This window comes from Streptomyces toyocaensis (genome assembly GCF_000725125.1).
Taxonomy (GTDB): Bacteria; Actinomycetota; Actinomycetes; order Streptomycetales; family Streptomycetaceae; genus Streptomyces; species Streptomyces toyocaensis.
Map to the genome: position 1 here is coordinate 105,236 of NZ_JFCB01000017.1, position 25,079 is coordinate 130,314.

The following is a 25,079-nucleotide window of genomic DNA, read 5'->3' on the forward strand; positions in this document are numbered from 1 at the left end:
CGCTACACGTCGCGCTTCTCCAGCAGGGCGAAGGCGCCGCCGAGCGCCGCCCCCGTGGCGACCAGCATGATCCACAGCGGGTCCCAGCCGGACGGGCCGGAGTCGGAGAGGGAGTTGGCGTAGAAGATGCTCATCTGGTTCGGGATGGAGTACTCGAACAGCGCCTGCTGCACGTCCTCGAGCGAGGACGAGAACATGAACAGCGCGATCACCAGCGGGGCGAGCACGGCACCGATCATGATGGTGATGGCACCCGCCGAGTGCCGGATGACCGACCCGATCGCCAGCGACAGCGTGCCGAGCAGCGCCAGGTAGAGCGAGACGCCGACCGTGCCCTTCAGCCACTCCTCGCCGGAGGGGTCCTTGGCGTTGTACTCCTCCAGCAGCGCCACGTGCAGGAAGCCGATGAGCGTGGCGCACACCAGCGTCACCACGAAGGCGAGCCCGAAGAACACCAGGGCCTTCGCCGCCAGCACCCGCCCGCGCGAGGGACAGGCCACCATCGTGGTGCGGATCATGCCCGTGCCGTACTCCGAGGCGGTGGTCAGCACGCCCAGCGTGATGACGCACATGCCGCCCAGCAGCAGTCCGAAGAAGCCGAGGGACAGCGGGCTCTCGCCGCCCAGGTCGGGGTCGGAGCTCGCGACCACCATGCCGGTCAGCGCGCCGATGCCGACGACCAGCGCGACGAACACGCCGAGCGTCCACATCGTGGAGCGCACGGACTTGATCTTCGTCCACTCGGAGGCGAGGGCGTGCCCGAGGTGGGTGCGCACCACGGGGATCGGCGAGGTGTATCCGGCACCCGCCGGGCCGGGGGCGGGACGGGCGGCACCGGGCGCCGCCCGCCAGTCGGGTGCGGCGCTCTGCGGCATCGGGGGCGGGGGCGTGCTCATCGGGCGTCCTCGGGCTTGGTCAGGTCGGCGGACGGGGCGGACGGGGGCGGGGCGGCCGGAGCCGGACCCGCGGGGGCCTGCGGGGCGGGCTGCGCGTACGGGTTGGGGGCCTGGGCGCCCGGGGCCGCTCCGGGGACGCCCGGAGCGCCGTAGGGGCCCGCGGGAGCCTGCGACGGCGTGCCCTGCGGCGTGAAGGGCTGCCCGCCCTGCTGTGGCGGCGGAGGCGCGTACCAGCCGGGCTGGCCCTGACCCGGAACCGGCACCGGCGGCTGCGCGCCGGGCGGCAACGGCTGCTGGAGCCCGGCCTTCTGGTCGGTGGTCGAGCGGTAGTCGACGGCGCCCTGCGTCATCCGCATGTACGCCTCCTCCAGCGAGGCCTGGTGCGGCGACAGTTCCCACAGCCGTACGTCGCTGTCGTGGGCGATGTCGCTGATGCGCGGCAGCGGCAGTCCCGTCACCCGCAGCGCGCCGTCCTGCTCGGGCAGCACATGACCGCCGGCCTCGGTGATCGCGACGGACAGCTTCTCCCGCTGCTGCGGCTCGCTGTCCGGCGTGCGCACCCGCGCGAAGTCGGCGGAGTTGGCGGAGATGAAGTCCGTCACGCTCATGTCGGCCATCAGCTGTCCGCGGCCGATGACGATGAGATGGTCGGCGGTCAGCGCCATCTCGCTCATCAGGTGGGAGGAGACGAAGACCGTACGGCCCTCCGCGGCCAGCGACTTCATCAGGTTGCGCACCCAGAGGATGCCCTCGGGGTCGAGGCCGTTGACGGGCTCGTCGAACAGCAGCACCTGGGGGTCGCCGAGCAGCGCGGCGGCGATGCCGAGCCGCTGGCCCATACCCAGGGAGAAGCCCTTCGACCGCCGGCGCGCCACGTCGTGCAGCCCCACGACGCCCAGGACCTCGTCCACCCGGCGGGCCGGGATGCCCGACAACTGGGCGAGGCTCAGCAGGTGGTTGCGGGCGGACCGGCCGCCGTGCACCGCCTTGGCGTCCAGCAGCGCGCCGACCTGACGGGGGGCGTTCGGCAGCTTGCGGTACGGATAGCCGCCGATCGTGACCTGGCCCGCGGTGGGGTTGTCCAGGCCGAGGATCATCCGCATCGTCGTCGACTTGCCGGAGCCGTTGGGGCCCAGGAATCCGGTGACGGCGCCGGGACGCACCTGGAAGGAAAGGTTGTACACAGCGGTCTTGTCGCCGTACCGCTTGGTCAGGCCGACTGCCTCGATCATGCTCCGCACCCATCGAAAGGTTCAGGACAGCAGGGCGCACGCCCCCGTAAGGGTTAGGAGGATATCGGGGCGCTGACGGTTCCGCCCAAGGCCGGGTGGAAACCGGCCCCGGGCCGGGGCTCACTGCGCGTCGCGCCGCTTCAGCAGCACGTAGCCGCCGAGGATCGCGGCGGCCACCCACAGCGCCATGATGCCCAGGCCGCCCCAGGGCCCGTAGGGGGTGTCGTCGTCGAGGGGCGGGACCACCTGCATGATCCTGCTGCCGGCCTGGTCGGGCAGGAACCGGCCGACCTTCTTCGTCGCGTCGACGTTGCCGAGGATGTTGGAGATCAGGAAGAAGAACGGCATCAGGATGCCCAGCGACAGCATGGGGGAGCGCAGCATCGCGGCGACGCCCATGGAGAACAGCGCGATGAGCGTCATGTAGAGGCCGCCGCCGATGACCGCGCGCAGCACCCCCTCGTCGCCGAGGGACGCCTTGTGCTCGCCGAGCATGGCCTGGCCAAGGAAGAAGGCGGCGAAGCTGGTGGCCATGGAGACGACGAGGGCCAGCGCGGTGGCGACGGCGAGCTTGCTGAACAGGAAGGTGCCGCGCTTCGGCACGGCCGCCAGCGAGGCGCGGATCATGCCGGTGCTGTACTCGTTCGACACCACCAGCACCCCGAACACGATCATCGCGAGCTGACCGAGACTCATCCCGGCGAAGCTGATGAACGTCGGGTCGAAGGAGAGCCTGTCCCGCGTGCTCATCGAGTCGAACTCGCTCCTCGACAGCGCCGAGATCAGCATGCCGAGCGCGATGGTGACGACCACCGCCAGCGAGAGCGTCCACACGGTGGACGCCACCGACCGGATCTTGGTCCACTCCGACCGGACGACCTGCGTTGCCGCCATGCTCAGCCCCTCTTCCAGCCGTCGCCCCACTGCTGCGGGGGCCCGGGCGGGCCGGTGTGCGCGTGGTACTCCACCGACTCCGCGGTCAACTGCATGAACGCCTCCTCCAGCGACGCCTGCTGCGGGCTCAGCTCGTGCAGCACCAGCCGGTGGCGGGCCGCCAGCTCCCCGACGTACTCCGCCTTGGAGCCGTCCACCTCCAGGGCGCCGTCACCGCTCTCCACCGCGGTGATCCCGCCCTGGTGCAGCACGTCGAGCAGCCGCTCCCGCTGCGGGCTGCGTACCCGGACCCAGGAGCGGGAGTTGCGCTCGATGAACTCGGCCATCGAGGTGTCGGCGAGCAGCCGCCCCTGGCCGATGACCACCAGGTGGTCGGCGGTCAGTGCCATCTCGCTCATCAGGTGGGAGGAGACGAAGACCGTGCGGCCCTGCGCGGCGAGCGACTTCATCAGCGTGCGGATCCAGTGGATGCCCTCGGGGTCGAGACCGTTGACCGGCTCGTCGAACATCAGGATGCGCGGGTCGCCGAGCAACGCCGCCGCGATGCCGAGCCGCTGGCCCATGCCGAGCGAGAACCCCTTGGCCTTCTTCCGCGCCACCGCCGTCAGGCCGACCGCGTCCAGCACCTCGTGCACCCGCCGTGTCGGGATGCCGTTGCTCTGCGCGAGGCACAGCAGGTGGTGGTAGGCGCTGCGGCCCGGGTGCGCGCCCTTGGCCTCCAGCAGCGCGCCGATGTACGTCAGCGGGTCCTTGAGCCGGTCGTAGTGCGTGCCGTCGATCCGCACGTCCCCGGCGGTGGGGTGGTCCAGGCCGAGGATCATCCGCATGGTGGTCGACTTGCCGGCGCCGTTCGGACCGAGGAACCCCGTGACGATGCCCGGTCTGACGGTGAAGGTCAGATCGTCGACCGCCACCTTCTCGCCGTACCGCTTCGTCAGCCCCTCGAGCTCGATCATGCGGCCACGCTAGAACGGGACGGAGCCCTCTGCCACCTCAGTGACAGAGGGCTCCGTGCCTGCTCGGTCCTCGCTCCGGGGCGTTACCGGGACTGCTGGGCCGGGACCCCGCGGGAGATCGGCTCGTCCTCGGTGGCCGGCGAGCCGGTCGCGGCCACCGCCGCACCCGTGAGGGTCGCCAGCATCTCGCGCACGTTCGTCAGCTGGGCGTTGATGGAGTCACGGCGGTTGGTCAGCGCCGCGAGCTCACGCTCGGATTCCGAACGGATGCGGTCGGCCTTGGCGTTGGCGTCCGCCACGATGTCCTCGGCCTGGCGCTGCGCGGTCTCCACCGTCTGGCGGGCACGGCGCTCGGCGTCGGTGCGCAGCTTCTCGGCCTCCAGGCGCAGCTGCTCCGCGCGGTGCTCGATCTCCGCGAGACGCTTCTCGGCCTTGGCCTGACGGGAGGCGAGGTCGCGCTCGGACTGCTCGCGCCGCTTGGCGAGGTTCGTCTCGAAGTCGGCGGCGGCCTGCGCGGCCTTGGCGCGGGTCTCCTCGAAGAGGGCGTCCGCCTCCTCCCGCTTGGACTGCGCGTCCTTCTGCGCCTCGGAACGCATCTGGGACGCCTCGCCCTTGGCCTTCTCGACGATCCGGACGCCCTCGTCCTCCGCCTTGGCCTTGCGCTCGGCGGCGTACGACTCGGCGTCGTTGCGCACCTGCTGGGCGGCCGACTCGGCGAGCTCGCGGTGCTGCTCCGCCGCGCGCCGGGCCTCCTCGCGCAGATCCTTGGCCTCCTCCTCGGCGAGGCGGAGGATCTTCTCCACACGCGCGCCGAGACCCGCGTACGACGGCTCGGCGTCGTTGACCTGGGCCTGGGCGTTCTGCGTCTCGAGGTGGAGCTCCTCGATGCGCTTTTCCAGAGCGGTGATGCGGGCGAGAGCGCTGTCACGGTCGGAGACGAGCTTGGAGATACGTTCGTCCACCTGAGCGCGGTCGTACCCACGCCGCACAAGCTCGAAGCCGTAGGGGGAAGTGTCGCTCATGGGGTTCCTGTCGAATGAGACCGGTGAGGTGATAGGTGGAATCCTAGGGGCCGAAGCGCTGTGTCATCGAGCGGATGCACGTTTGATACGGAGATTGACACCCCTTTTGGGTGGCTCGCCGCCGGAAGGCTTGCCAAAGCGATGGTCAAAGGCCTCACCGTACAAGCGATTTGGTCCGTTTTGCTAGCTATCCGATGACTTGCCACCCGTACGGGTAGCACCCGCCGCGGCTCCCGCCTTGACCCCGTTGTCCTTGGTGGCCGCCGGGGCCTCGAAGGACTCCAGCGCCTCGAGCACATCCTGCACCCGGGAGATCTCCGCGTTGATGTCCTCGCGGCGCCGCACCAGCACCTCCAGCTCGCGCTTGCCCTCCTCGACCGTGCGCCGCGCCTCGCGGACCGCCTCGGCCTTCAGCTCCTCGGCCTCCCTGACGAGCGTGGCCTTCTTCTGCTCCGCCTCCTTCAGCAGCCCCTCGGCCTTCTTCACGGCGGCGATGCGCACCTTGCCCGCCTCGGAGTTGGCCTCCGAGACGATCTCCTTGGCCTTCGCCTCCGCCTTGGCGAGCTGCTCCTCGGCGGCCTTGATGAGCGCGTCGCAGCGGTCGCCCGTGGACTTCATCGTCTCCGCCGCCTCACGGCGGGCCCGCTCGTGCAGCTCCTCGATCTCGCCGGTGAGGCGGTCGCGCAGCTCCTGCGCGCGCTCCCTGATCTGGGTCGCGTCCCGGCGCGCACCCACCAGCAGCTCGTCCGCGTCCGTACGGGCCTTCTCCACCAGCGAGTTGCCCTCGACGGTCGCCTCGGACACCAGTCGCTCGGCCTCGCTGCGGGCCGCGCCGACCATCGTGTCCGCCTGCGACTCCGCGTCCGCCGTCGTCTTCTGCGCCTGCTGCTGCGCCTCGGTGAGCAGCTTGTCCGCCTCGGCGGTGGTCTCCGTGATGAGCGTGTCGACCTGCTCGGCCGCCTCCGAGCGCCGCTTGTTGGCCTCCTTGCGGGCCTCGTCCAGCGTCCGCTCGGCCTCCTCGCGCGCGGTGGACACCAGCCGTTCGGCCTCCGACTCCGCGCCGGACCTGACCCGTTCGGCGTCCTGACGGATCCGCTCCGCGTGCGCCTGCGCCGCCCCGACCGCCTCCGCGGCCTCGGCCCGCAGCCGCTCCGCGTCGCCGGTCGCGTCCGCGATCAGCTTCTCCGCCTTGGCGACCGACTCCGAGCGCACCCGCTCGGCCTCGGCGACCGTCTCCGTGCGCAGCCGGTCGGTGTCCGCGAGGGTGTCCTCGGTGAGCCGCTCGGCCTCGCTGCGGGCCTCGGTGATGAGCGTGTCCGCCTGCGTCGCCGCGTCCGAACGGATCCGGTTGGCGTCCTCCCGGGCGTCCGCCCGGGTGCGCGCCGCGGCCTGCTCCGCCTCGGCGATGGTGTCCGACGCCTCCGTACGCACGCGCTGGGCGTGTTCGGACACCTCCGCGCGGGTCCGCTCCGCCTCCGTGATCGCCTCGGACACGGTGCGCTCGGCCAGCGCCCTGGCCGCCTCCGTCTCCTCCTGCGCCTCGCGCCGCAGCCGGCCCGCGTCCTCGCTCGCCCGCTCCCGCTCCGCGTAGGCGTCGGTGCGGACCCGGTCCGCCTCCTCCTCGGCCTCGCGGCGCGTCCGCTCCGCCGCGTGCTCGGCGGCGCTGCGCAGCCCGGCGATCTCCTCCTGCGCCTGCTCGTGCAGTCCGGCGACGGAGTCCCGGACCTGCTGGGCGTGCTGCTCGGCCGCCGACACCGTCTCCGTGGCGCGCCGGTCCGCCTCCTCGACCAGCCGCACGGCCTCGGCCTGCGCCTCCTCCACGCGCGTGCGCGCGGACGACAGCAGCTCCTCGCTCTGCCCGCGGGCCCGTTCACGCTCCTGGTCGGCCTCCTGCCGGGCCGCACCGAGGAGTTCCTCGGCCTCGCGGCGGCGCCGGGCCGCCTCCTCCTGCGCGGCGGCCAGCGTCTGGGACGCCTCCGTACCGATCCGCTCGGCGGCGGCCCGCGCCTCCGCACGCATCCGGTCGGCGCTGTCCTGCGCCTCGGACGTCAGCCGCTCCGCCTCGGCCGCGGCCTCCGACCGCAGCCGCACGGCGACGGACTCGCCCTCCGCGCGGGACGCCGACGCGTCCGCCGCCGCCTCGTCCCGCAGCCGCTCGGCCTCCGCCTCCGCCTGCTGCTGGAGCGTACGGATCCGCTCCGCGGCCTCCGCGCGCAGCCGCTCGCTCTCCTCGGCCGCCTCCCGGCGGATCCGGGCGGCCTCCTCGCGGGCGTCGCTCAGCGCCTGCTCGGCGGCGGCGAGCCGCTCCTCGGCCTCCGCGTGCAGCCGCGACAGTTCCCCGGCGGCCTCCGTGCGGCGGGCCTCGACGGCCCGCTCGGTCTCCTCGCGCAGCTCGCGCGCGGCCCGCTCGGCGTCCTCCCGGAGCGCGTCGGCCTGCTCGACGGCCTCCGCGCGGTGCCGCTCGGCCTCCTTGCGGGTGCGCTCCAGCGTCTCCTCGGCCTGCCGGCGCAGCGTCGTGGCGCGCTCGATGGCCTCGGTGCGGACCTTCTCGCTGTCCGTCTGCGCGGTGGAGCGCAGCTCGTCGGCGTCGGCCTTCGCCTTGGCGAGCAGCTCCTCGGCGGACTTCGCCGCCTCCTCGATCTGCGCCACGGCCTCCTTGCGGGCCTCCGCGCGGATCTTCTCGCCCTCGGCGACCGCGTCGGCGCGCAGCTGCTCGGCCTCGCCGCGCAGCCGGCGCGCCTCCTCCTGCAGCTCGACCGTCTTGGCGCGGTACTCCTTGGTGTCGTCCTTCGCCGCGCCCTTGAGCTGCTCGGCGATGTCGTGCGCCTCCGCGCGCAGCCGGTCGGCCTCGGCCTCGGCCTCCCCGCGGATCCGCTCGGCCTCCTCGGCCGCCGCTCTGGTGGTCCGCTTGGCCTCCTCGGACGCCTTGTTGAGCACGTCCTCGGCGGTCCTGGCCGCCTTGGACAGCTGCGTGGCGGACTCCTCGGCGGTGAGCGTGCGGGCCTTCTCCGCGGCCTCGGCGACGATCTTCTCGGCCTCCGCGCGGGCGTCGGCGACCAGCTGCTCGGCGTCCGCCCTGGTGGACTCCGCCTCCTTGGTGGCCTCGCTGACCAGCCGCGCCACCTGCTCCTTGGCGGTGCGCGTACGGGTCTCGTTGGCGGACTCGGCGGAGGCGATGGCCTTGGCGGCGGCCTCCTTCGCCTCGGCGAGCACCTTCTCCGCCTCGGTGCGCGCCTCGCGCAGCGAGGTCTCCGCCTCCGCCATGCGCCGCTCCGCGGCCCTGGCGAGCTCCTGGGCCTCGCGGCGCGCCGCCTCCGACTCGGTTGCCGTGGACGTCCGCAGCTGCTCGGCGTGATCGGTGGCCTCCTGGGCCTGCGTGGACGCCGCGTTCAGCAGCCGCTCGGCGTCGGCGCGGGCCCGGCGCAGCAACTGCTCGGCCTCCGCCCGGGCCGACTCGGCCTCGGTCTGCAGCCGCTGGCGGGCCTCGGACGTCAGACGCTCCGCCTCGGCGCGGGCGGTGGCCAGGGCCTGCTCCCGCTCCGCGCGGGTCTCCTCCATGAGCCGGCGAGCCTGCTCCTCGGTGCGGGCCCGCAACTGCTCCGCCCACGCCACGTTCTCGTTGACGTGCGACTCGACGGTCTGCCTGCGCTCCGCCAGCTCCTGGTCGAGCTGCTGGCGCCGCGTCACCGCCTCCTGGTGCAGCTCGGCCTGGAGCCGGGCCGCCTGCTCCGCGTGCTCCTGGAGGATCCGCTGGGTCTGCGCCCGGGCCTGGCTCAGCTCCCGCTCGGCGTCCGCGCGGAGCTGGTCGGCCTGCATCTGCGCGTTGCGGAGCATCTGCTCGGCCTGATAGCCGATGTCACCGCCGTCGTACGCGGGCCGGGACATGATGGTGCGCCGCGCCTCGTGCAGCTTGGCGCGCAGCACCTCGACCTGGTAGCCGAGGTCCTCGGCGTGCTGGATCGCCTTTTCCCGCTCGGTCTTCAGCCGCTTCATCTCGGCTTCGAACCGAGAGAGGTGGTCGACGTCAGCCGCCGGCTCTCGCTCCTGGCTCTCGTAGCCCCGCACTGCGCGGTCCCATCCGTCCCCTGGTCGCAAGTCTGGCCGGGCTCCGTCCATCCGCCGAACGGGGCCCCCGGGGAATGGTGTCAGATCAACGGCGGAGCATGGGCTGCTGCCCCGCGCTCGCCCCCCGAAACCCGGACCCCGGCGGTCCCGCCGCCCAAGACGACAGGACCCGGTCACCACGGATCGAGCGGCGACCAGGCCCAACCCTACCGGCCCTTATGTACGTGGGTCAGTGCTCGGAGGACTCAACTGGGGCCGAAGTGACCAGTTCTGTCAGTACGCCGTGGCAGTCCTTGGGGTGCAGGAAGGTGATCCGTGACCCCATGGAGCCGCGCCGGGGCTCTTCGTACAGAACGCGTACGCCCTTCTCCTTGATGCCGGCCGCCTCCGCGTCCACATCCGCCGTACCGAAAGCGATGTGGTGGACGCCCTCGCCGTTCTTCGCCAGCCACTTGGCGACGGTGGAGTCCTCCCGCGTCGGCTCGAGCAGCTGCAGGTAGGAGGCGCCGCCGTCCGAGGTCTCGTTGATCTTGAGCATGGCCTCGCGCACGCCCTGCTCCTCGTTGACCTCGGAGTGGAACACCTCGAAGCCGTAGGTGGCCCGGTAGAACTCCACGGTCTTGTCCAGGTCGAAACAGGCGATCCCGATGTGGTCGATTCGCGTCAGCATGGAATCAGTGCAGCGCTCCCGCGGTGGTTACGCAACGTGCGCGCGATCACACCGAATGGCCGGTGACGGGGTCCACCGCACGTCAGTACATTCGAAGTAAACCCTCGTTCACTCCTCGGCTGTGCAGCCGGAAGGGGACCGCAGCTCATGACTTCTGCATCATCTGCATCATCCGCAACGAACGGCACGACGTCCGTCATCGTCGCGGGCGCCCGCACCCCGATGGGTCGGCTGCTCGGTTCGCTGAAGTCGTTCTCCGGGGCCGACCTCGGCGGCTTCGCGATCAAGGCCGCCCTCGACCGTGCGGGGATCGGCGGCGACCAGGTCCAGTACGTGATCATGGGGCAGGTGCTCCAGGCCGGGGCGGGGCAGATCCCGGCGCGCCAGGCCGCCGTGAAGGCCGGCATCCCGATGAACGTCCCGGCGCTCACCATCAACAAGGTGTGCCTCTCCGGGCTCGACGCCATCGCGCTCGCGGACCAGCTCATCCGGGCCGGCGAGTTCGACGTGATCGTCGCCGGCGGCCAGGAGTCCATGACGAACGCTCCGCACCTGCTGCCGAAGTCCCGCGAGGGCTTCAAGTACGGCGCGGTGCAGATGCTCGACGCCATGGCGCACGACGGCCTGACCGACTCCTTCGAGAACATCGCCATGGGCGAGTCCACCGAGAAGCACAACACCCGCCTCGGCATCGCCCGCCCGGAGCAGGACGAGATCGCGGCCCTGTCCCACCAGCGCGCCGCCGCGGCCCAGAAGAACGGCATCTACGAGGCCGAGATCACCCCGGTCGAGATCCCGCAGCGCAAGGGCGACCCGGTCCTGTTCAGCAAGGACGAGGGCATCCGGGGCGACACCACCGCCGAGTCCCTCGGCAAGCTGCGCCCGGCGTTCGCCAAGGACGGCACGATCACCGCCGGCTCCTCGTCGCAGATCTCGGACGGTGCGGCGGCCGTGGTCGTGATGAGCAAGGCCAAGGCGCAGGAGCTGGGCCTGGAGTGGATCGCCGAGATCGGCGCCCACGGCAACGTGGCCGGCCCCGACAACTCCCTCCAGTCGCAGCCGTCCAACGCGATCCGGCACGCGCTGAAGAAGGAGGGCCTGGAGGTCTCCGACCTCGACCTCATCGAGATCAACGAGGCCTTCGCCGCGGTCGCCGTCCAGTCAATGAAGGATCTGGGCGTTTCCACCGAAAAGGTGAACGTCAACGGCGGCGCCATTGCCCTCGGTCACCCGATCGGGATGTCCGGCGCCCGGCTCGTGCTCCACCTGGCGCTCGAGCTGAAGCGGCGCGGCGGCGGTGTCGGCGCGGCGGCGCTGTGCGGCGGCGGTGGCCAGGGTGACGCGCTGATCGTGCGGGTACCCAAGGCCTGAGCCCGGATCTGTCCGCACCTTTGCAAGATCTTCTCTCGTGAACGGAGCTGTGATGCAGGACGTCTCCTCGCTGGTCGCCCAGGCCAGGGAAGGCAGGCCACGGGCCGTGGCCCGGCTGATCTCCCTGGTGGAGGGGGCGTCCCCGCAGCTCAGGGAGGTCATGGCGGCCTTGGCGCCGCTGACCGGGAACGCGTACGTGGTCGGCCTGACCGGCTCCCCGGGCGTCGGCAAGTCCACCTCGACCTCGGCTCTGGTGACCGCGTACCGCAAACAGGGCAAGCGGGTCGGCGTCCTGGCCGTCGACCCGTCCTCCCCCTTTTCCGGCGGCGCCCTGCTCGGTGACCGCGTCCGGATGTCGGAGCACGCCTCCGACCCGGGCGTCTACATCCGCTCCATGGCCACGCGCGGCCACCTGGGCGGCCTCGCCTGGGCCGCGCCGCAGGCCATCCGCGTCCTGGACGCGGCCGGCTGCGACGTGATCCTGGTGGAGACGGTGGGCGTCGGCCAGTCGGAGGTGGAGATCGCCTCCCAGGCCGACACCTCCGTGGTGCTGCTGGCCCCCGGCATGGGCGACGGCATCCAGGCCGCCAAGGCCGGGATCCTGGAGATCGGCGACGTCTACGTCGTCAACAAGGCCGACCGCGACGGCGCCGACGCCACCGCCCGCGAGCTGAACCACATGCTCGGCCTCGGTGAATCCCGCGCCCCGGGCGACTGGCGTCCCCCGATCGTCAAGACGGTCGCCGCCCGCGCGGAGGGCGTCGACGAGGTCGTCGAGGCGCTGGAGAAGCACCGCGCCTGGATGGAGGAGCACGGGGTCCTGACGGAACGCCGCCTGGCCCGCGCCTCCCGGGAGGTCGAGACCATCGCGGTCACGGCCCTGAGGGAACGCATCGGCGACCTCCACGGCGACCGCCGCCTCGGGGCGCTGGCGGAACGCATCATCGCGGGCGACCTGGACCCGTACCGCGCGGCGGACGAACTGGTGGAGGGCCTGACCCAGGGCTGACCCTTCGCAGCCCGTCCGGCGCTTGAGGACGAGGCCCGTTCAGGGCCGAAAGGGGGTCTGGGGGCGCAGCCCCAGGGACGGGACGGGACGGGGACGGGGCGGCGGGGGCGAAAACTCCCTCGCCCGCACCCACGTTCAGTCGTCGTCCCGGTCAGCGGTGACCTTGCCGCTGCCCGGGTCGACCCGCCACTCCCGCTCGCCCCCGCCGGAGGCACGAGTCTCGGCCTCCCACCCCTTGTCACCGTCGTCCTCGAGGTCCACCGAGACCACCGTCCCCTTGGCGGCCGCCGCCTTCGCGGCCTCCTGAGCCGTCACCGACGTCCCCTTCAGCGCGTCCCGGACCTCACCGGTGTCGTCCTCGTCGTCCTCCGAGGCGCCCAGCACCGTGCCGCTGCCCGGGTCCACCCGCACGCTGTGCCGGCCGTCCCCGCGGCCGAGGACCTCGACCTCCCAGTCCCCGTCGTCGTCCAGCTCGGCGGACACCGCCGTACCCGGCGTGTGCTTCAGCGCGGCGGCGACGGCGTCGGCGGCGGTCACATCACCCGACGGACGACGGTCGTCCCGGCCGTCGCCACGGTCGTCGTCCCGCCCGTCGTCGTCCCCCGCCCGCTTCTCGGTCCGCTCCACCGACGCCGGCGCGCCGTCGCCGTCCCCCGAGACCGCGATGGCCGTCGCCGTGCCCCCACCGACCAGAGCCGCGGCCGTGACGACGGCGATCACGATGTTGCGCTTCATGTGAGTTCCTCCCGAGTCGCTGTGTTCCGCGCTGTGCGGCACCAATCTCGCCGACCGACGCTGAGAGGAAGCTGAAACCGCCTGAAGCGATCTTCAGCTTCGCTTCGCGACCCTTGACCCATGCGCCCGCCCGTCGCCCACCACCACCCTGCCGGAGGCGCTCCGCGCCGCCCCTTCCGATTCTTGATCGTCGAGGACGAGAAACGCCTCGCCGTCTCCCTCGCCAGGGGCCTCGCCGCCGAGGGTTACGCCGTGGACGTCGTCCACGACGGCCGGGAGGGCCTGCACCGGGCCACGGAGGGCGCGTACGACCTGCTGATCCTCGACATCATGCTGCCCGGCCTCAACGGCTACCGGATCTGCGCCGCCCTGCGCGCCGCCGGACACGACGTGCCGATCCTGATGCTCACCGCCAAGGACGGCGAGTACGACGAGGCCGAGGGCCTGGACACCGGCGCCGACGACTACCTCACCAAGCCGTTCTCGTACGTCGTCCTCGTCGCCCGGATCAAGGCGCTGCTGCGCCGCCGGGCCACCGGCGCCTCCCCGGTCCATGTGCATGGCGACCTCAAGGTCGACACCGCCGCCCGCCGGGTCCACCTCGGGGAGGAGGAGGTGACCCTCACGGCCAAGGAGTTCTCGGTCCTGGAGCAGCTCGTGCTGCGGGCGGGCGAGGTGGTGTCCAAGGCCGACATCCTGGAGCACGTCTGGGACTTCGCCTACGAGGGCGACCCCAACATCGTCGAGGTCTACGTCAGCGCCCTGCGCCGCAAGCTGCGCGCCGGACTCATCCGCACCGTGCGGGGTGCCGGCTACCGCCTGGAGACGGCGTCGTGAGCCGGCTGTTCGGTTCGGTCCGTGCCCGGGCGACGCTCGGGGCCACCCTCGTCGTCGCGGTGGCCCTGGTCGCGGCCGGCACCGCGGTCCTGCTGTCCCTGCGCTCCAACCTGATCGGGGAGGCGGGCACCCAGGCGGAGCGCTCAGCGCGGGCGGTCGCCTCCGAACTCGCCGCCCGGACGCCGTACGACAGGCTCTCCGGGCTGGACGGCGACGACCGCCCGGTGCAGATCGTGGACGAGGACGGCACGCTGGTCGCGGTCTCCGAGGACCTGGAACGGATCACCGGCACGGCGACCGGCGAGGTGAAGCCACGGCCGTCGGCACCCGCCGGCGACGGCGATGACGGCGCGGACGACTCCCGCGGTGACGACTCGGCCGACTCGGGTGATTCCGACGACTCCGACGACGCGTCCCTCTCGCCCGGAGAGATCGGCGACGAGACCACCTTCAGCAACGGCTCCGCGACGATCGACGGCGACACCGAGGACTACCGCTTCGCCGCCGTGGACGTGGAGACCGCGGACCGGGGCCGCCTCACCGTCCACGCGGGCGCCCCGCTCGCCGCCGAGCACAGCGCGGTGAGCACCACCCTGACCGGGATGCTCATCGGCCTGCCGCTGCTGCTCGGCGTCGTCGCCGGCGTGACCTGGCTGGTCACCGGGCGTGCCCTGCGTCCGGTGGAGGGCATCCGGCGGGAGATGGCCGCGATCACCGCCTCCGAGGACCTGGCCCGCCGCGTGCCCGAACCGGCGACGCACGACGAGATCGCCCGCCTCGCCCGTACCACCAACGCCACGCTCGCCGCGCTGGAGACGTCCGTGGAGCGGCAGCGGCGGTTCGTGGCGGACGCCTCGCACGAACTGCGCAGCCCCATCGCCTCGCTGCGCACCCAGCTGGAGGTGGCCGCGGCCCATCCCGGGCTGCTCGACCTGGACGGTGCCGTCGAGGACACCGTGCGGCTCCAGCACCTCGCCGCCGATCTGCTGCTGCTCGCCCGGCTGGACGCGGGGGAGCGGCCCGCCGACGCCCGGGTGGACCTCGCCGCGCTGGCCCGCGAGGAGGCGGCGGAGCGTCCCGGTGTGACGGTGGACGCGGAACCGGCGGAGGTGACCGGGTCGCGCGGTCAGCTCGGGCGCGTGCTCGCCAACCTGCTGGACAACGCGGGGCGGCACGCCCGCGAGCGGGTCACCGTGACCGTGCGGCGGGAGGGTGCATGGGCGGTGCTCGGGGTGGCCGACGACGGGGAGGGGGTGGCCGAGGCCGACCGGGAGCGGATCTTCGAGCGGTTCGTGCGGCTGGACGCCGCCCGCAGCCGCGACGACGGTGGTGCCGGGCTGGGACTGGCGATCGCCAGGGACGTCGCCGTACGGCACGGCGGGACGCTCACGACGGGTGCGGCTCCGGCCGGCGGAGCCCTGTTCGAACTCCGCCTGCCGCTCGCCCGCTCGGGCTGAGGGCCGTCAGGGACGTCCCCGCTGCCCCCGCAGGTGCTCGGCGATGGGTTTGAGGGCCTTGTCGAGCTCGGTGAGCGCCTCGGGGGAGAGCAGGTCGATGAAGTGCCGGCGCACGGACGCCACGTGATGCGGCGCGACCTTCAGCATGGTCTCCATGCCGTGCTCGGTGAGTACCGCGTACAGCCCGCGGCGGTCGGACTCGCAGTGCTCCCGCCGGACCAGGTCCGCGTTCTCCATGCGGGTGATCTGGTGCGAGAGGCGGCTCTTGGACTGCATGGTGGCGGAGGCGAGGTCGCTCATCCGCATCCGCCGGTCGTCCGACTCGGACAGGTTCACCAGGATCTCGTAGTCGTTCATTGTCAGGCCGAACGGCTGCAGATCCTTCTCGAGCTGGTAGGTCAACAGCTTGTTGACCTCCAGGTGGGTGCGCCAGGCGCACTGCTCCGCATTGGTCAGCCAGCGGGTGGCCGTCTCGGTCTCCATGAATGAAGTCTACCTAAGGAAGTTGAAAGGCGAACTATTGAGGCTTCCGTGTGACATCACGCGCAGGCGTTCGATGTCACACCCTGCACACTACCGCTCACAGCCCGAAGCGACGCTGGAGGTCTCCCAGCTGTCCGGGAAGGCGCGGTGCCCCACCCGTCTGCCCCTGCCCGCCCGGGACGCCGCCCCCGGGCACCCCGGGCTCGTGCGGAGCGACCCCCGTGGCCTGCTCCGCCATCAGCGTCTCGGAGGACTGCAGCAGTACCGTGCCCGCCCCCACGAACTCGAACTGGTGCTCCTCGCCTGACGCCCCGCCCAGGCCCGTCATCGCACGTAGACCGCCCATCAGGCCGGTCATGTACCCGTGGTCGTAGTGGTGGCACGGGGACGGGCAGTCCGCCCAGCCGACCAGCGCCTGCGGGTCCACGCGGATCGGCGGCTCCATGAACACCACCGGACCGTTTGATGCGGCGACGAACTTCCCGGTTCCGATCAGCGTCAAAAAACCCGGCACGATCGATTGTTTCAGCGACAGACTTGGCTGAAAAGCTAGCAAGTTGCCCGAGCGAATGGTCAGGTTGCCGTCTTCCAGATCGTACGAATTCACGTCGAAGGCCCGGTCGGCGAGGAGCATCTTGCCCGAGCCCTCCGCCACCACCCAGTCGCTTGCGTGCAGAGGCGAATGGAACGACGTACGGACAAGTCGGTCGAGTCGCCCGTGCCCGATGCCGTTGAACTCGATCGATCCGTAGTAGGCGATCATCTTCCCCTTCTGCATGAACCACTGGGTGCCCTTGAGCTCCACGCAGAAGGTGTAGTGATCGACGTTGTCGTCGGACGGCAGGGTCACCGGGTCGTGGACCACGGGCCCGGCGCCCGGCGTTGCGTACGTGCTCAAAGCTTCTCCTCCGACGCCTGGACGTACACGGCACCGCTGCCGCTCAGCTCCAACTGGAAGGCCTCGCCGGAGCCCCGGCCCACCATGTCCCGCCAGCCGAGGGCGGTCGACAGCTTGTTGCGGACGTCACCGTGATGGGCGACGTAGGCCTGCGGGTCGACGTGCACCGGCCGCTGCGGGGTGATCGGGACCTCGATCACCCCTCCGTGCGCCATCACGGCGACGGAGCCGTGCCCCTTCAGCGAGGTGGTGAACAGCCCCTGCCCGGAGACCTGCCCCCGGACCATGCCCATCACCCCGCCCTGGGAGCCGAGGAACACCGTGCCCCGCTCCAGCGTGCCCTCGAAGGCGAGCAGCCGGTCGGCCTCGACGTACAGCGTGTCCCCGGCGAGGTCGATCACCTGGATGTGATGGCCGCCGTGCCCGAACAGGACGGTGCCGCTGCCCTCGACGGTCATCAGGGGCGTGTCCTCGTCGGCCACGCGCCGGCCGATCATCGAGACCAGCCCGCCCTGGCCGCCGCTCAGGTTGGGGGTGAAGCTCACCTCTCCCCGGTACGCGAGCATCGCGCCGCGCTGGCTGAACAGCCGCTGACCGGGCGTCACGGCCGCCTCGACCATCTTCGCGTTGATCTCCCGGAAGGCCATGTCAGACGTCCCCCGCGATCGTGTTGCGCTCACTGGGCTGGACGTAGACCACCCCGTCGCCCTCGAACCGGATCTGGAAGGCCTCGCCGCCGCCCTCTCCCATCAGCGTGCGGAAGGTCACACCCGACTGGAAGGACTGCCGCAGGTCCCCCTGGTGGGCCACATAGGCGCCCGGGTCGACCGTCAGCGGGTACTGCGGGCTGACCCGGAGCAGCACGGCCGGCCCGTCCGACAGGAGCGCCGCCTGGCCGTGCCCCTCGACCGTGGTCGTGAACAGCCCGTTGCCCTGCGAGGCACCGCGCAGGCCCGTGAACGTGGTCCCGGTGCGCAGCCCTCCGTCCGTCGCCAGCAGATTGCTGGACTCCACGTACAGCTTGTCGCCCCGCAGCCCCACCAGATTGATCTCCGAGGCCCGGTCCGCGAAAAAGCAGGTCCCGTGCCCCTTCACCTCCATCAGCGTCATCTGCTCACCCGTGAGCCGCCGGGTCACCATCCCCCGCAGGCCCTCACCGCCACCGCTGAGCTTCCTGAAGGCCATCTCGCCGTCGTACGCGACCATGGAGCCGTTCTTCGCCTTCACGGCATCCCCGGTCATGTCGACGGCGAGCACCTTGCTGCTCTGAAGTCGGAACATCGCCACGGTTGCGACGGTAGCGGCACTTTTGCCCCCGCCGACAGATGCTCGGGGCGGAGTCGGACCCCGACCGGACCCTGGGCGGACCCCCTCGCGTGGTCGCGGGCGGGATTTGCCACAATGGACGCGCGCTTGTGCGCGTGTTCACAAGCTGTCCGACCCGTCGACGCCGACGTCTCTCCCACCGAAGGTGACCCGTGGACATCAAGACCGCCTCCGCCCTCCGCCGCCTCCGCCTGGTCTCGGGCCCCGAAGCGATCTCGTTCCTGCTGCTGCTCGTCTGCTCGGTCCTGAAGCGGACCACGGACTTCAACGCCGTCCCGGTGATGGGCGCCGTCCACGGCTTCCTCTTCGTCCTGTACGTGCTCTTCTGGGCCGACGCCTGGAACCGTGCCAAGTGGTCGCTGGGCACCGCCGCCTTCTACTTCCTGATGTCGGTCCTGCCCACCGGCGGCTTCTTCGCCGAACGCCGGCTCAAGCGGGAGGCCGAGGACGCGGTGATCGCCTCCCGCGCCCGCACCGAAGGTGTCGTGAACGCATGATCGTCGCCTTCTCCGTGACGCCGCTCGGTGTCGGCGAGGACGTGGGGGACTACGTCGCCGACGCCGTGCGGGTGGTCCGCGAGTCCGGGCTGCCGAACCGCACCGACGCCATGTTCACCTCGGTCGAGGGCGACTGGGACGAGGTGATGGACGTGGTGAGGCGCGCCGTGGCCGCCGTGGAGGCGCGCGCCCCGCGCGTCTCCCTGGTGCTCAAGGCGGACATCCGCCCGGGTGTGGCGGACGGTCTCACGTCGAAGGTCGAGACCGTCGAACGTCACCTGGCGCAGCGCGACGGCTGACGCCTGACGGCGGACCGATGGGCGAGACAGGGCTGACCGACATATGACCGGCCGGTAGGGTCTGGGGCGTGCCGAAGCCGCTCAGTCTCTCGTTCGACCCCATCGCCCGCGCCGACGAGCTGTGGAAGCAGCGCTGGGGAAACGTGCCGTCGATGGCCGCGATCACCTCGATCATGCGGGCGCACCAGATCCTGCTGGCCGAGGTCGACGCGGTGGTCAAACCGTACGGGCTCACGTTCGCGCGGTACGAGGCCCTGGTGCTGCTGACCTTCTCCAAGTCCGGCGAGCTGCCGATGTCCAAGATCGGCGAGCGGCTGATGGTGCACCCCACGTCGGTGACGAACACCGTCGACCGCCTGGTGCGCTCGGGCCTGGTCGCCAAGCGCCCCAACCCCAACGACGGCCGCGGCACCCTCGCGACCATCACCGGCAAGGGCCGCGAGGTGGTCGAGGCCGCCACTCGCGACCTGATGGCGATGGACTTCGGCCTGGGCGCCTACGACGCCGAGGAGTGCGCCGAACTCTTCGCCATCCTCCGCCCCCTGCGCCTGGCGGCGGGGGACTTCGCGGAGGAGTGAGGTCCGCGGCGGAAGCGGCAGCCCCGGGACACGTGCGTGGACGTTCACGGGACATGACGGCACCGTGGGTCCCCGGGCCCCGGGTCTGGTCGGGACGCGGCCGCTCACAGGCGGTGTGCCATGAACGGGCAGTGATGGTGAAGATCGAACGGACTGACTCGCGTACGTGGCCGGATGCGCACCTCAAGGAGCTCTTCAGTGAAGGCTTCCCGGAGTTCATCACTGCTGACCGGCTGGTGAAGGAGTACATAGGCAGGGTCGGAGAGTGGTTCGCCGATGTGAACCTCATGCTGGTGGATGACCGCGATGTGCCAGTGGCCTCGGGCTGGGGCGTCCCGATCCGCTGGGACGGGCTGCCGAAGTCTCTCCCCACGGGGTATACCCAGGCTCTGGTCCGCGCCGTCGAGGGCCGTGAACAAGGCATCGAACCCAACACCCTCGTGATCTGCGGGGCGATCGTCACCCCGTCGCTGAAGGCACGCGGACTGGCGGGGGAGACCCTCAAGGCGCTCCGTCGGACAGCGGGACAAGCCGGATGGGACCGGGTCGTAGCCCCGGTCCGCCCGACGATGAAGGCCCGGTATCCGTTGACGCCGATCGAGAACTTCATGCGGTGGAGCCGCGAGGACGGCATGGCTCTTGACCCCTGGATTCGAACCCACCAGCGCCTTGGCGCCACGATACTGGCGGCCGCTCCGGCGTCGCAGACCATGACCGGCACGGTTGCCGAGTGGGAGCACTGGACCGGAATGACCTTCCCCGAGTCGGGTGACTACGTGATCCCTGACGGACTCAGCGTCCTGCGGATCGACCGCTCGGCCGATGAGGGCGTCTATCAGGAGCCCAACGTCTGGATGCAGCACAGCTGAACCGGGCCGCCGCGCTTCTCTCCTCAGGCGCGGGGACGACGCCTCCGTCGGCGCGAACGGTTCAGCGTGACCCGGGCCAAGATCTCCCGGAACGGCCCGTTACGCTCGTGTCCATGAAGAAGAGCGTGCTGACCCGCTACCGGGTCATGGCCTACGTCACCGGTGTCCTCCTCGTCGCGTTGACCTTCGGCATGATCGGGAAGTACGCGTTCGAGCTGGATGCCGCCGAAGACTTCACCCAGGTGGTCAGCATCGCGCACGGCTGGCTCTACGTCCTGTACCTGATCTTCGCCTTCGATCTCGGTTCCAAGGCGAAGTGGCCGGTCAAGAAGCAGCTGTGGGTCCTGCTGGCCGGCACTGTTCCCACCGCCGCGTTCTTCGTGGAGCGCCGGATCAGCCGCGAGCTGGACGCGAAGAGCATGGGCGACGCCCCCGCGGTGGCCAAGGCGTAGCGTTTCGCGTCACCGCCGTACGGAGCAGCGTGCGGCGGTCTGCCATCGACATTTACTTGGACGTCCTAGTAAATTCGAAGGTATGGACGCTGACGTCATCGAGGAGGGCCGCCGACGCTGGCAGGCCCGGTACGACGCCGCGCGCAAGCGCGACGCAGACTTCACCACGCTCTCCGGCGATCCCGTGGAGCCGGTGTACGGTCCCCGGCCCGGGGACACCTATGAGGGGTTCGAGCGGATCGGCTGGCCGGGTGAGTACCCCTTCACCCGCGGTCTGTATCCGACCGGCTACCGGGGGCGGACGTGGACCATCCGGCAGTTCGCCGGGTTCGGGAACGCCGAGCAGACCAACGAGCGGTACAAGATGATCCTCGGCAACGGAGGGGGCGGCCTCTCCGTCGCCTTCGACATGCCGACGCTCATGGGCCGCGACTCCGACGACCCGCGCTCGCTGGGCGAGGTCGGCCACTGCGGCGTGGCGATCGACTCGGCGGCCGACATGGAGGTGCTGTTCCGGGACATCCCGCTCGGTGACGTCACCACGTCGATGACGATCAGCGGGCCCGCCGTGCCCGTCTTCTGCATGTACCTCGTCGCCGCCGAGCGCCAGGGCGTCGACCCCGCCGTGCTCAACGGCACGCTGCAGACGGACATCTTCAAGGAGTACATCGCGCAGAAGGAGTGGCTCTTCCAGCCGGAGCCCCATCTGCGCCTCATCGGCGACCTGATGGAGCACTGCGCGGCCGGCATCCCCGCCTACAAGCCGCTGTCGGTGTCCGGCTACCACATCCGCGAGGCCGGTGCCACGGCCGCGCAGGAGCTGGCGTACACGCTCGCGGACGGCTTCGGGTACGTCGAGCTGGGACTCAGCCGCGGCCTCGACGTCGACGTCTTCGCCCCCGGCCTCTCCTTCTTCTTCGACGCGCACGTCGACTTCTTCGAGGAGATCGCCAAGTTCCGCGCCGCGCGGCGCATCTGGGCGCGCTGGATGCGGGACGTGTACGGCGCGAAGAGCGACAAGGCGCAGTGGCTGCGGTTCCACACCCAGACCGCCGGTGTCTCGCTGACCGCGCAGCAGCCGTACAACAACGTCGTACGGACCGCGGTCGAGGCGCTGGCCGCCGTGCTCGGCGGGACCAACTCCCTCCACACCAACGCCCTCGACGAGACCCTCGCGCTCCCCAGCGAGCAGGCCGCCGAGATCGCCCTGCGCACGCAGCAGGTGCTGATGGAGGAGACCGGCGTCGGCAACGTCGCGGACCCGCTGGGCGGTTCCTGGTACGTCGAGCAGCTCACGGACCGGATCGAGGCGGACGCCGAGAAGATCTTCGAGCAGATCAAGGAGCGGGGTCTGCGCGCCCACCCGGACGGGCAGCACCCGATCGGGCCGATCACCTCCGGCATCCTGCGCGGCATCGAGGACGGCTGGTTCACCGGCGAGATCGCCGAGTCGGCGTTCCGCTACCAGCAGGCGCTGGAGAAGGGCGACAAGCGGGTCGTGGGCGTCAACGTCCACACCGGGTCGGTCACCGGCGACCTGGAGATCCTGCGGGTCAGCCACGAGGTGGAGCGCGAGCAGGTCCGGCTCCTGGGCGAGCGCAAGTCGGCCCGCGACGACGGACGGGTGCGCGGCGCGCTCGACGCCATGGTCGCGGCGGCACGCTCCGGCGCCAACATGATCGAGCCGATGCTCGACGCCGTACGCGCGGAGGCGACGCTCGGCGAGATCTGCGGCGTCCTGCGCGACGAGTGGGGCGTGTACACGGAGCCCGCCGGCTTCTGAGCCCCGGCTCCCGGCCGGACGGGTACGGTCACCCGGCAGGCACGGTGTCCACGGACACGGTGCCTGCCGGACGTGTGTGCGGGGCGCGGCGCCGGGGTCAGCCGGACGTCAGCAGCACCCCGGCGTACGACAGTCCCGCGACGACCACCCACGCGCACAGGCCGAGGACGGCGACGCGGGTGCCGGTGCGGGTCAGGGCGCGCAGGTCGACCGCGCTGCCCAGGCCGAACAGGGCGGCGGCGAGCAGGAGTTCCTGGGCGACGTGGGCGGCGTCCAGGGCCGGCGCGGGCAGCAGGCCCGTGCTGCGCAGCGCCACGGCGGCGAGGAAGCCGACGACGAAGAGGGGGACCAGCGGCACCCGGGCCGCGCCCGCCCCGCGCCCCCTGCGGCGCCGGACGCCCAGGGCGACCGCGGCGACGATCGGGGCGAGCAGCGCCACCCGCATCAGCTTCACCAGCACCGCCTCACCGAGCGCCGCACCGCCCGCGGTCTGCGCGGTGGCGACCACCTGCCCGACGTCGTGCACGCTCGCTCCCGCCCAGCGCCCGAACTCCGCGTCGCTCAGCCCGAGGACGCCCTGCAGCAGCGGCAGTACCGCGATGGCGAGCGTGCCGCAGAGGGTGACCAGGGCGACCGAGGTGGCCGCGTCCCGTTCGTCGCTGCCCCGGGCCTCGCCCACCGCGCCGATCGCCGACGCCCCGCACACCGCGTACCCGGCGGCGATCAGCAGGGGCTGGTCGCCGGGCAGCCCGAGGCGTCTGCCGAGCCACCAGGTGCCCAGCAGGGTGACCGTCACCACGCCGAGCACCATGAGGACGGTGGCCCAGCCCAGGGCGCGCACGTCGTCGAAGGCGAGCCGCAGCCCGAGGAGCACGATCCCGGCCCGCATCAGCCGCTTCCCCGCGAACGACAGCCCCGGCCGCCCGGTGGCCCGTACGACGGCCCCGAGCCGGGGCAGGTGCGCGGCCGCGATGCCGAGCACGACGGCGGCGGTGAGCATCGGCACGCCCGGCACGACCCGGTGCACGGCCCAGGCGACGGCCACCCCGAGTGCCGCGAGCGCGAGTCCGGGTCCGCGGGGGGTGGCCGGACGGTTCGCGGCGGGCGCGGCGGACCGTTCCTTCAGCAGCGCCATCAGCGGTCGGCCGGCTGGGGGTAGACGCGGCGGACGCTGGTGCCGGAGCGGGATATGTCGGCGCCGTAGACGTGCAGGGACACCGCCGTGCCGGGGCCGCCGTTCCAGACCCGGTGGATGTCCCCGGGCGGGGCGAAGCCGCATACCTCGCCGCGCTCGTTGACCACGTCGGCGGTGGCGACCAGCCGTGGGCCGGCGTCCGGGCCGGTGGCCGGCAGCAGCCGGTACCGCCGCTCGTGCTCCCGGCCCTCGTGGACGCCGGTGGTGCACCAGGCGATGTGGTCGTGCACGGAGGTGCCCTGGCCGGGCAGCCAGACCAGGGCGACGAGGGAGAAGCTGCCGTCGTGCTCGGCGTGCAGCAGGTGCTGCCGGTAGCGCTCCGGGTCGCTCTCGCGCTGCTCGGGGGTGAGCAGGTCGGGGGCGCCCAGGTGCGGGGCCAGGCACTCGCCGACGAGGTGGGCCGTGGGGTCGGGCGGCAGTCCGCGTCCGACGGTGCCCCGGATGTCGGCGATCAGGGCGGCGAGGCGTGCGGTGGGGCGCGGGACCGTGAAGGCGCCCGGAAGGCTCGTGGCACTGGGGGCGGAAGGCATACCGGGAGCGTCCGGCAGGCGGACGCATTACGTCCAACGCGAGTTTCTTCGCCTTTCCCAAGCGCCGCTTATGGATCGGGGTGCCCGGGGGATCAGCAGCCGTCCTTGGCGGCGGCGACCGCCTTCAAGCGGTCCAGGACGCGTGCCGTCGCCGGGATGCGCAGGTGCTCGGGGAGGACGTAGGCGGAGATCTTGCGCCGTGAGACGGGACGGAGCGGCCGGCCGGCGACCTTCGGGTGGCGCATGAAGTTCAGGACGAGCGACGGGAGCATGGCCACCCCCAGCCCCTCCGCGACCAGGCTCTGCACGGCGAGGTTGTCGTCGGTCATGAAGGCGACGTCGGGGACGAACCCCTCCTCCGCGCACTCGTGGAGCAGGTTCGCCCGGCAGCGCGGGCAGCCGGCGATCCAGCGCTCCCCGGCCAGGTCGGTGAGCCGGACCGCGCGCCGCCGGGCCAGCGGGTGCCCGGCCGGCAGCAGCACGGTCAGCTGGTCCTCCAGGAGCGGTATCTCCACCGGCCCCTCCGGCACCTGTTCGTGCAGTCCGGGATAGGTGAACGCCAGCGCTATGTCGCACTCGCCCCGGGTGAGCCGCCGCAGCGACTCGGGCGGTTCGTTCTCCAGCAGGTCGACGCGCAGGGCGGGGTGGTCGACCGTCAGCCGGGCCAGGGTCTCGGGCACGAGGGTGGAGTTGGCGCTGGGGAACGCGCACAGCCTGACCCGTCCGGCGCGCAGCCGCGTGAGGGCGTTCATCTGCTCCTGGGCGGCGGACATGGCGTCGAGGATGGCGGAGGTGTGCCGGGCCAGTGCCTCACCGGCCTCGGTGAGCCGCAGCCCGCGGCCCACCCGGACGAACAGGGCGGAGCCGGTGTCCCGTTCCAGGGCCTTCATCTGCTGTGTGATCGCCGGCTGGGTGTAGCCGAGGACACGCGCGGCGGCCGAGTAGGAGCCGGTCCTGACCACCTCGTGGAACGTCTTGATGTGCCGGGAATCGAACACCGGGGCATCATAAGCAGCTTTTGGGGG

The 25,079-nt window shown here is 71.7% G+C and carries 25 protein-coding genes; 10 read left to right on the forward strand and 15 right to left on the reverse strand.

The window, feature by feature from the left end; translation table 11 throughout:
* Nucleotides 1-2: 2 nt before the first annotated feature.
* The 7 genes from BU52_RS19335 to mce form a co-directional block, all read right to left on the reverse strand.
* Entirely contained in the window at nt 3-896 is an 894-nt protein-coding gene (locus BU52_RS19335) for an ABC transporter permease subunit (protein ID WP_037935991.1), read from the reverse strand.
* Nucleotides 893-2,128 carry an ABC transporter ATP-binding protein gene (locus BU52_RS19340; protein ID WP_037935992.1) on the reverse strand — a complete coding sequence of 412 codons (1,236 nt, stop codon included), beginning with the start codon at nt 2,126-2,128 and terminating at the stop codon, nt 893-895. Before BU52_RS19340 ends, BU52_RS19335 begins: the two co-directional genes overlap by 4 nt.
* 120 nt (nt 2,129-2,248) lie before the next feature.
* The gene (locus BU52_RS19345; RefSeq protein WP_037935993.1) at nt 2,249-3,022 is read right to left on the reverse strand and encodes an ABC transporter permease; all 774 of its coding nucleotides are present in this window, start codon (nt 3,020-3,022) and stop codon (nt 2,249-2,251) included.
* A gap of 2 nt (nt 3,023-3,024) precedes the next feature.
* Nucleotides 3,025-3,978: an ABC transporter ATP-binding protein gene (locus BU52_RS19350; RefSeq protein ID WP_037935995.1), complete on the reverse strand. Its 954-nt coding sequence runs from the start codon at nt 3,976-3,978 to the stop codon at nt 3,025-3,027.
* 83 nt (nt 3,979-4,061) lie between these two features.
* A complete protein-coding gene (locus BU52_RS19355; protein ID WP_037935996.1) occupies nt 4,062-5,000 on the reverse strand; it encodes a coiled-coil domain-containing protein in 939 nt (312 codons plus the stop codon).
* Between the two features lie 183 nt (nt 5,001-5,183).
* Nucleotides 5,184-9,065 carry a polarized growth protein Scy gene (gene scy, locus BU52_RS19360; RefSeq protein ID WP_037935997.1) on the reverse strand — a complete coding sequence of 1,294 codons (3,882 nt, stop codon included), beginning with the start codon at nt 9,063-9,065 and terminating at the stop codon, nt 5,184-5,186.
* Nucleotides 9,066-9,294: 229 nt separating this feature from the next.
* Entirely contained in the window at nt 9,295-9,735 is a 441-nt protein-coding gene (mce, locus tag BU52_RS19365; protein ID WP_037935999.1) for a methylmalonyl-CoA epimerase, read from the reverse strand.
* A gap of 147 nt (nt 9,736-9,882) precedes the next feature.
* Between mce and BU52_RS19370 the strand changes: the two genes are divergently transcribed.
* On the forward strand, nt 9,883-11,106 hold the full coding sequence (locus BU52_RS19370) for an acetyl-CoA C-acetyltransferase (protein ID WP_078903329.1): 1,224 nt from the start codon (nt 9,883-9,885) through the stop codon (nt 11,104-11,106).
* A gap of 52 nt (nt 11,107-11,158) precedes the next feature.
* Nucleotides 11,159-12,115, forward strand: a complete 957-nt coding sequence (meaB, locus tag BU52_RS19375) for a methylmalonyl Co-A mutase-associated GTPase MeaB (RefSeq protein ID WP_037936003.1) — start codon at nt 11,159-11,161, stop codon at nt 12,113-12,115.
* Nucleotides 12,116-12,250: 135 nt separating this feature from the next.
* Here meaB and BU52_RS19380 read toward each other — a convergent pair whose 3' ends face one another.
* Nucleotides 12,251-12,850, reverse strand: a complete 600-nt coding sequence (locus BU52_RS19380; protein WP_037936005.1) for a PepSY domain-containing protein — start codon at nt 12,848-12,850, stop codon at nt 12,251-12,253.
* A gap of 120 nt (nt 12,851-12,970) precedes the next feature.
* Here BU52_RS19380 and BU52_RS19385 point away from each other — a divergent pair, with 120 nt between their 5' ends.
* The gene (locus BU52_RS19385; protein WP_051858391.1) at nt 12,971-13,687 is read left to right on the forward strand and encodes a response regulator transcription factor; all 717 of its coding nucleotides are present in this window, start codon (nt 12,971-12,973) and stop codon (nt 13,685-13,687) included.
* The gene (locus BU52_RS19390) at nt 13,684-15,144 is read left to right on the forward strand and encodes a sensor histidine kinase (RefSeq protein WP_037936008.1); all 1,461 of its coding nucleotides are present in this window, start codon (nt 13,684-13,686) and stop codon (nt 15,142-15,144) included. The genes BU52_RS19385 and BU52_RS19390 overlap by 4 nt, the downstream gene beginning before the upstream one ends.
* A 6-nt stretch (nt 15,145-15,150) precedes the next feature.
* Here the strand turns inward: BU52_RS19390 and BU52_RS19395 are convergent, their stop codons facing one another.
* The 4 genes from BU52_RS19395 to BU52_RS19410 all read right to left on the reverse strand — a co-directional run bounded on the left by BU52_RS19395 (nt 15,151) and on the right by BU52_RS19410 (nt 17,806).
* Complete coding sequence (locus tag BU52_RS19395) at nt 15,151-15,627, reverse strand: MarR family winged helix-turn-helix transcriptional regulator (RefSeq protein ID WP_037936009.1); 477 nt, start codon at nt 15,625-15,627, stop codon at nt 15,151-15,153.
* Nucleotides 15,628-15,724: 97 nt separating this feature from the next.
* On the reverse strand, nt 15,725-16,525 hold the full coding sequence (locus BU52_RS19400; protein ID WP_037936010.1) for an AIM24 family protein: 801 nt from the start codon (nt 16,523-16,525) through the stop codon (nt 15,725-15,727).
* Complete coding sequence (locus BU52_RS19405; protein WP_037936012.1) at nt 16,522-17,172, reverse strand: AIM24 family protein; 651 nt, start codon at nt 17,170-17,172, stop codon at nt 16,522-16,524. The genes BU52_RS19400 and BU52_RS19405 overlap by 4 nt, the downstream gene beginning before the upstream one ends.
* Before the next feature lies 1 nt (nt 17,173).
* Entirely contained in the window at nt 17,174-17,806 is a 633-nt protein-coding gene (locus tag BU52_RS19410) for an AIM24 family protein (RefSeq protein ID WP_037936013.1), read from the reverse strand.
* A 197-nt stretch (nt 17,807-18,003) separates the two neighbouring features.
* Between BU52_RS19410 and BU52_RS19415 the strand changes: the two genes are divergently transcribed.
* The 6 genes from BU52_RS19415 to BU52_RS19440 all read left to right on the forward strand — a co-directional run bounded on the left by BU52_RS19415 (nt 18,004) and on the right by BU52_RS19440 (nt 22,329).
* Nucleotides 18,004-18,348: a DUF3817 domain-containing protein gene (locus tag BU52_RS19415; protein WP_037936015.1), complete on the forward strand. Its 345-nt coding sequence runs from the start codon at nt 18,004-18,006 to the stop codon at nt 18,346-18,348.
* Complete coding sequence (locus BU52_RS19420) at nt 18,345-18,647, forward strand: MTH1187 family thiamine-binding protein (RefSeq protein ID WP_037936017.1); 303 nt, start codon at nt 18,345-18,347, stop codon at nt 18,645-18,647. The genes BU52_RS19415 and BU52_RS19420 overlap by 4 nt, the downstream gene beginning before the upstream one ends.
* A gap of 68 nt (nt 18,648-18,715) precedes the next feature.
* Nucleotides 18,716-19,225: a MarR family winged helix-turn-helix transcriptional regulator gene (locus BU52_RS19425; protein ID WP_037936018.1), complete on the forward strand. Its 510-nt coding sequence runs from the start codon at nt 18,716-18,718 to the stop codon at nt 19,223-19,225.
* A gap of 134 nt (nt 19,226-19,359) precedes the next feature.
* Nucleotides 19,360-20,094 (forward strand): hypothetical protein, encoded by a 735-nt coding sequence (locus BU52_RS19430; RefSeq protein WP_051858393.1) that lies wholly within the window; start codon nt 19,360-19,362, stop codon nt 20,092-20,094.
* 113 nt (nt 20,095-20,207) lie between these two features.
* Nucleotides 20,208-20,546: a DUF3817 domain-containing protein gene (locus BU52_RS19435; RefSeq protein ID WP_037936020.1), complete on the forward strand. Its 339-nt coding sequence runs from the start codon at nt 20,208-20,210 to the stop codon at nt 20,544-20,546.
* 82 nt (nt 20,547-20,628) lie between these two features.
* Complete coding sequence (locus BU52_RS19440; RefSeq protein ID WP_037936022.1) at nt 20,629-22,329, forward strand: acyl-CoA mutase large subunit family protein; 1,701 nt, start codon at nt 20,629-20,631, stop codon at nt 22,327-22,329.
* Nucleotides 22,330-22,426: 97 nt separating this feature from the next.
* Here the strand turns inward: BU52_RS19440 and BU52_RS19445 are convergent, their stop codons facing one another.
* The 3 genes from BU52_RS19445 to BU52_RS19455 all read right to left on the reverse strand — a co-directional run bounded on the left by BU52_RS19445 (nt 22,427) and on the right by BU52_RS19455 (nt 25,052).
* Complete coding sequence (locus tag BU52_RS19445; protein WP_037936024.1) at nt 22,427-23,464, reverse strand: YeiH family protein; 1,038 nt, start codon at nt 23,462-23,464, stop codon at nt 22,427-22,429.
* A complete protein-coding gene (locus BU52_RS19450; RefSeq protein WP_037936025.1) occupies nt 23,464-24,054 on the reverse strand; it encodes a cysteine dioxygenase family protein in 591 nt (196 codons plus the stop codon). Before BU52_RS19450 ends, BU52_RS19445 begins: the two co-directional genes overlap by 1 nt.
* Before the next feature lie 92 nt (nt 24,055-24,146).
* Nucleotides 24,147-25,052 (reverse strand): LysR family transcriptional regulator, encoded by a 906-nt coding sequence (locus tag BU52_RS19455; RefSeq protein WP_037936027.1) that lies wholly within the window; start codon nt 25,050-25,052, stop codon nt 24,147-24,149.
* Nucleotides 25,053-25,079: the final 27 nt, after the last annotated feature.

Excerpts from the sequence above, each read along its gene's own strand:
- BU52_RS19435 (WP_037936020.1), top strand. The coding sequence starts at position 20,208 with ATGAAGAAGAGCGTGCTGACCCGCTACCGGGTCATGGCCTACGTCACC.
- BU52_RS19340 (WP_037935992.1), bottom strand. The coding sequence starts at position 2,128 with ATGATCGAGGCAGTCGGCCTGACCAAGCGGTACGGCGACAAGACCGCT.
- BU52_RS19440 (WP_037936022.1), top strand. The coding sequence starts at position 20,629 with ATGGACGCTGACGTCATCGAGGAGGGCCGCCGACGCTGGCAGGCCCGG.
- mce (WP_037935999.1), bottom strand. The coding sequence starts at position 9,735 with ATGCTGACGCGAATCGACCACATCGGGATCGCCTGTTTCGACCTGGAC.
- BU52_RS19395 (WP_037936009.1), bottom strand. The coding sequence starts at position 15,627 with ATGGAGACCGAGACGGCCACCCGCTGGCTGACCAATGCGGAGCAGTGC.
- BU52_RS19405 (WP_037936012.1), bottom strand. The coding sequence starts at position 17,172 with ATGGCCTTCCGGGAGATCAACGCGAAGATGGTCGAGGCGGCCGTGACG.
- meaB (WP_037936003.1), top strand. The coding sequence starts at position 11,159 with ATGCAGGACGTCTCCTCGCTGGTCGCCCAGGCCAGGGAAGGCAGGCCA.
- BU52_RS19370 (WP_078903329.1), top strand. The coding sequence starts at position 9,883 with ATGACTTCTGCATCATCTGCATCATCCGCAACGAACGGCACGACGTCC.
- BU52_RS19355 (WP_037935996.1), bottom strand. The coding sequence starts at position 5,000 with ATGAGCGACACTTCCCCCTACGGCTTCGAGCTTGTGCGGCGTGGGTAC.
- BU52_RS19385 (WP_051858391.1), top strand. The coding sequence starts at position 12,971 with ATGCGCCCGCCCGTCGCCCACCACCACCCTGCCGGAGGCGCTCCGCGC.
- BU52_RS19445 (WP_037936024.1), bottom strand. The coding sequence starts at position 23,464 with ATGGCGCTGCTGAAGGAACGGTCCGCCGCGCCCGCCGCGAACCGTCCG.
- BU52_RS19420 (WP_037936017.1), top strand. The coding sequence starts at position 18,345 with ATGATCGTCGCCTTCTCCGTGACGCCGCTCGGTGTCGGCGAGGACGTG.
- BU52_RS19380 (WP_037936005.1), bottom strand. The coding sequence starts at position 12,850 with ATGAAGCGCAACATCGTGATCGCCGTCGTCACGGCCGCGGCTCTGGTC.
- BU52_RS19450 (WP_037936025.1), bottom strand. The coding sequence starts at position 24,054 with ATGCCTTCCGCCCCCAGTGCCACGAGCCTTCCGGGCGCCTTCACGGTC.
- BU52_RS19335 (WP_037935991.1), bottom strand. The coding sequence starts at position 896 with ATGAGCACGCCCCCGCCCCCGATGCCGCAGAGCGCCGCACCCGACTGG.
- BU52_RS19410 (WP_037936013.1), bottom strand. The coding sequence starts at position 17,806 with ATGTTCCGACTTCAGAGCAGCAAGGTGCTCGCCGTCGACATGACCGGG.
- BU52_RS19350 (WP_037935995.1), bottom strand. The coding sequence starts at position 3,978 with ATGATCGAGCTCGAGGGGCTGACGAAGCGGTACGGCGAGAAGGTGGCG.
- BU52_RS19345 (WP_037935993.1), bottom strand. The coding sequence starts at position 3,022 with ATGGCGGCAACGCAGGTCGTCCGGTCGGAGTGGACCAAGATCCGGTCG.
- BU52_RS19430 (WP_051858393.1), top strand. The coding sequence starts at position 19,360 with ATGGTGAAGATCGAACGGACTGACTCGCGTACGTGGCCGGATGCGCAC.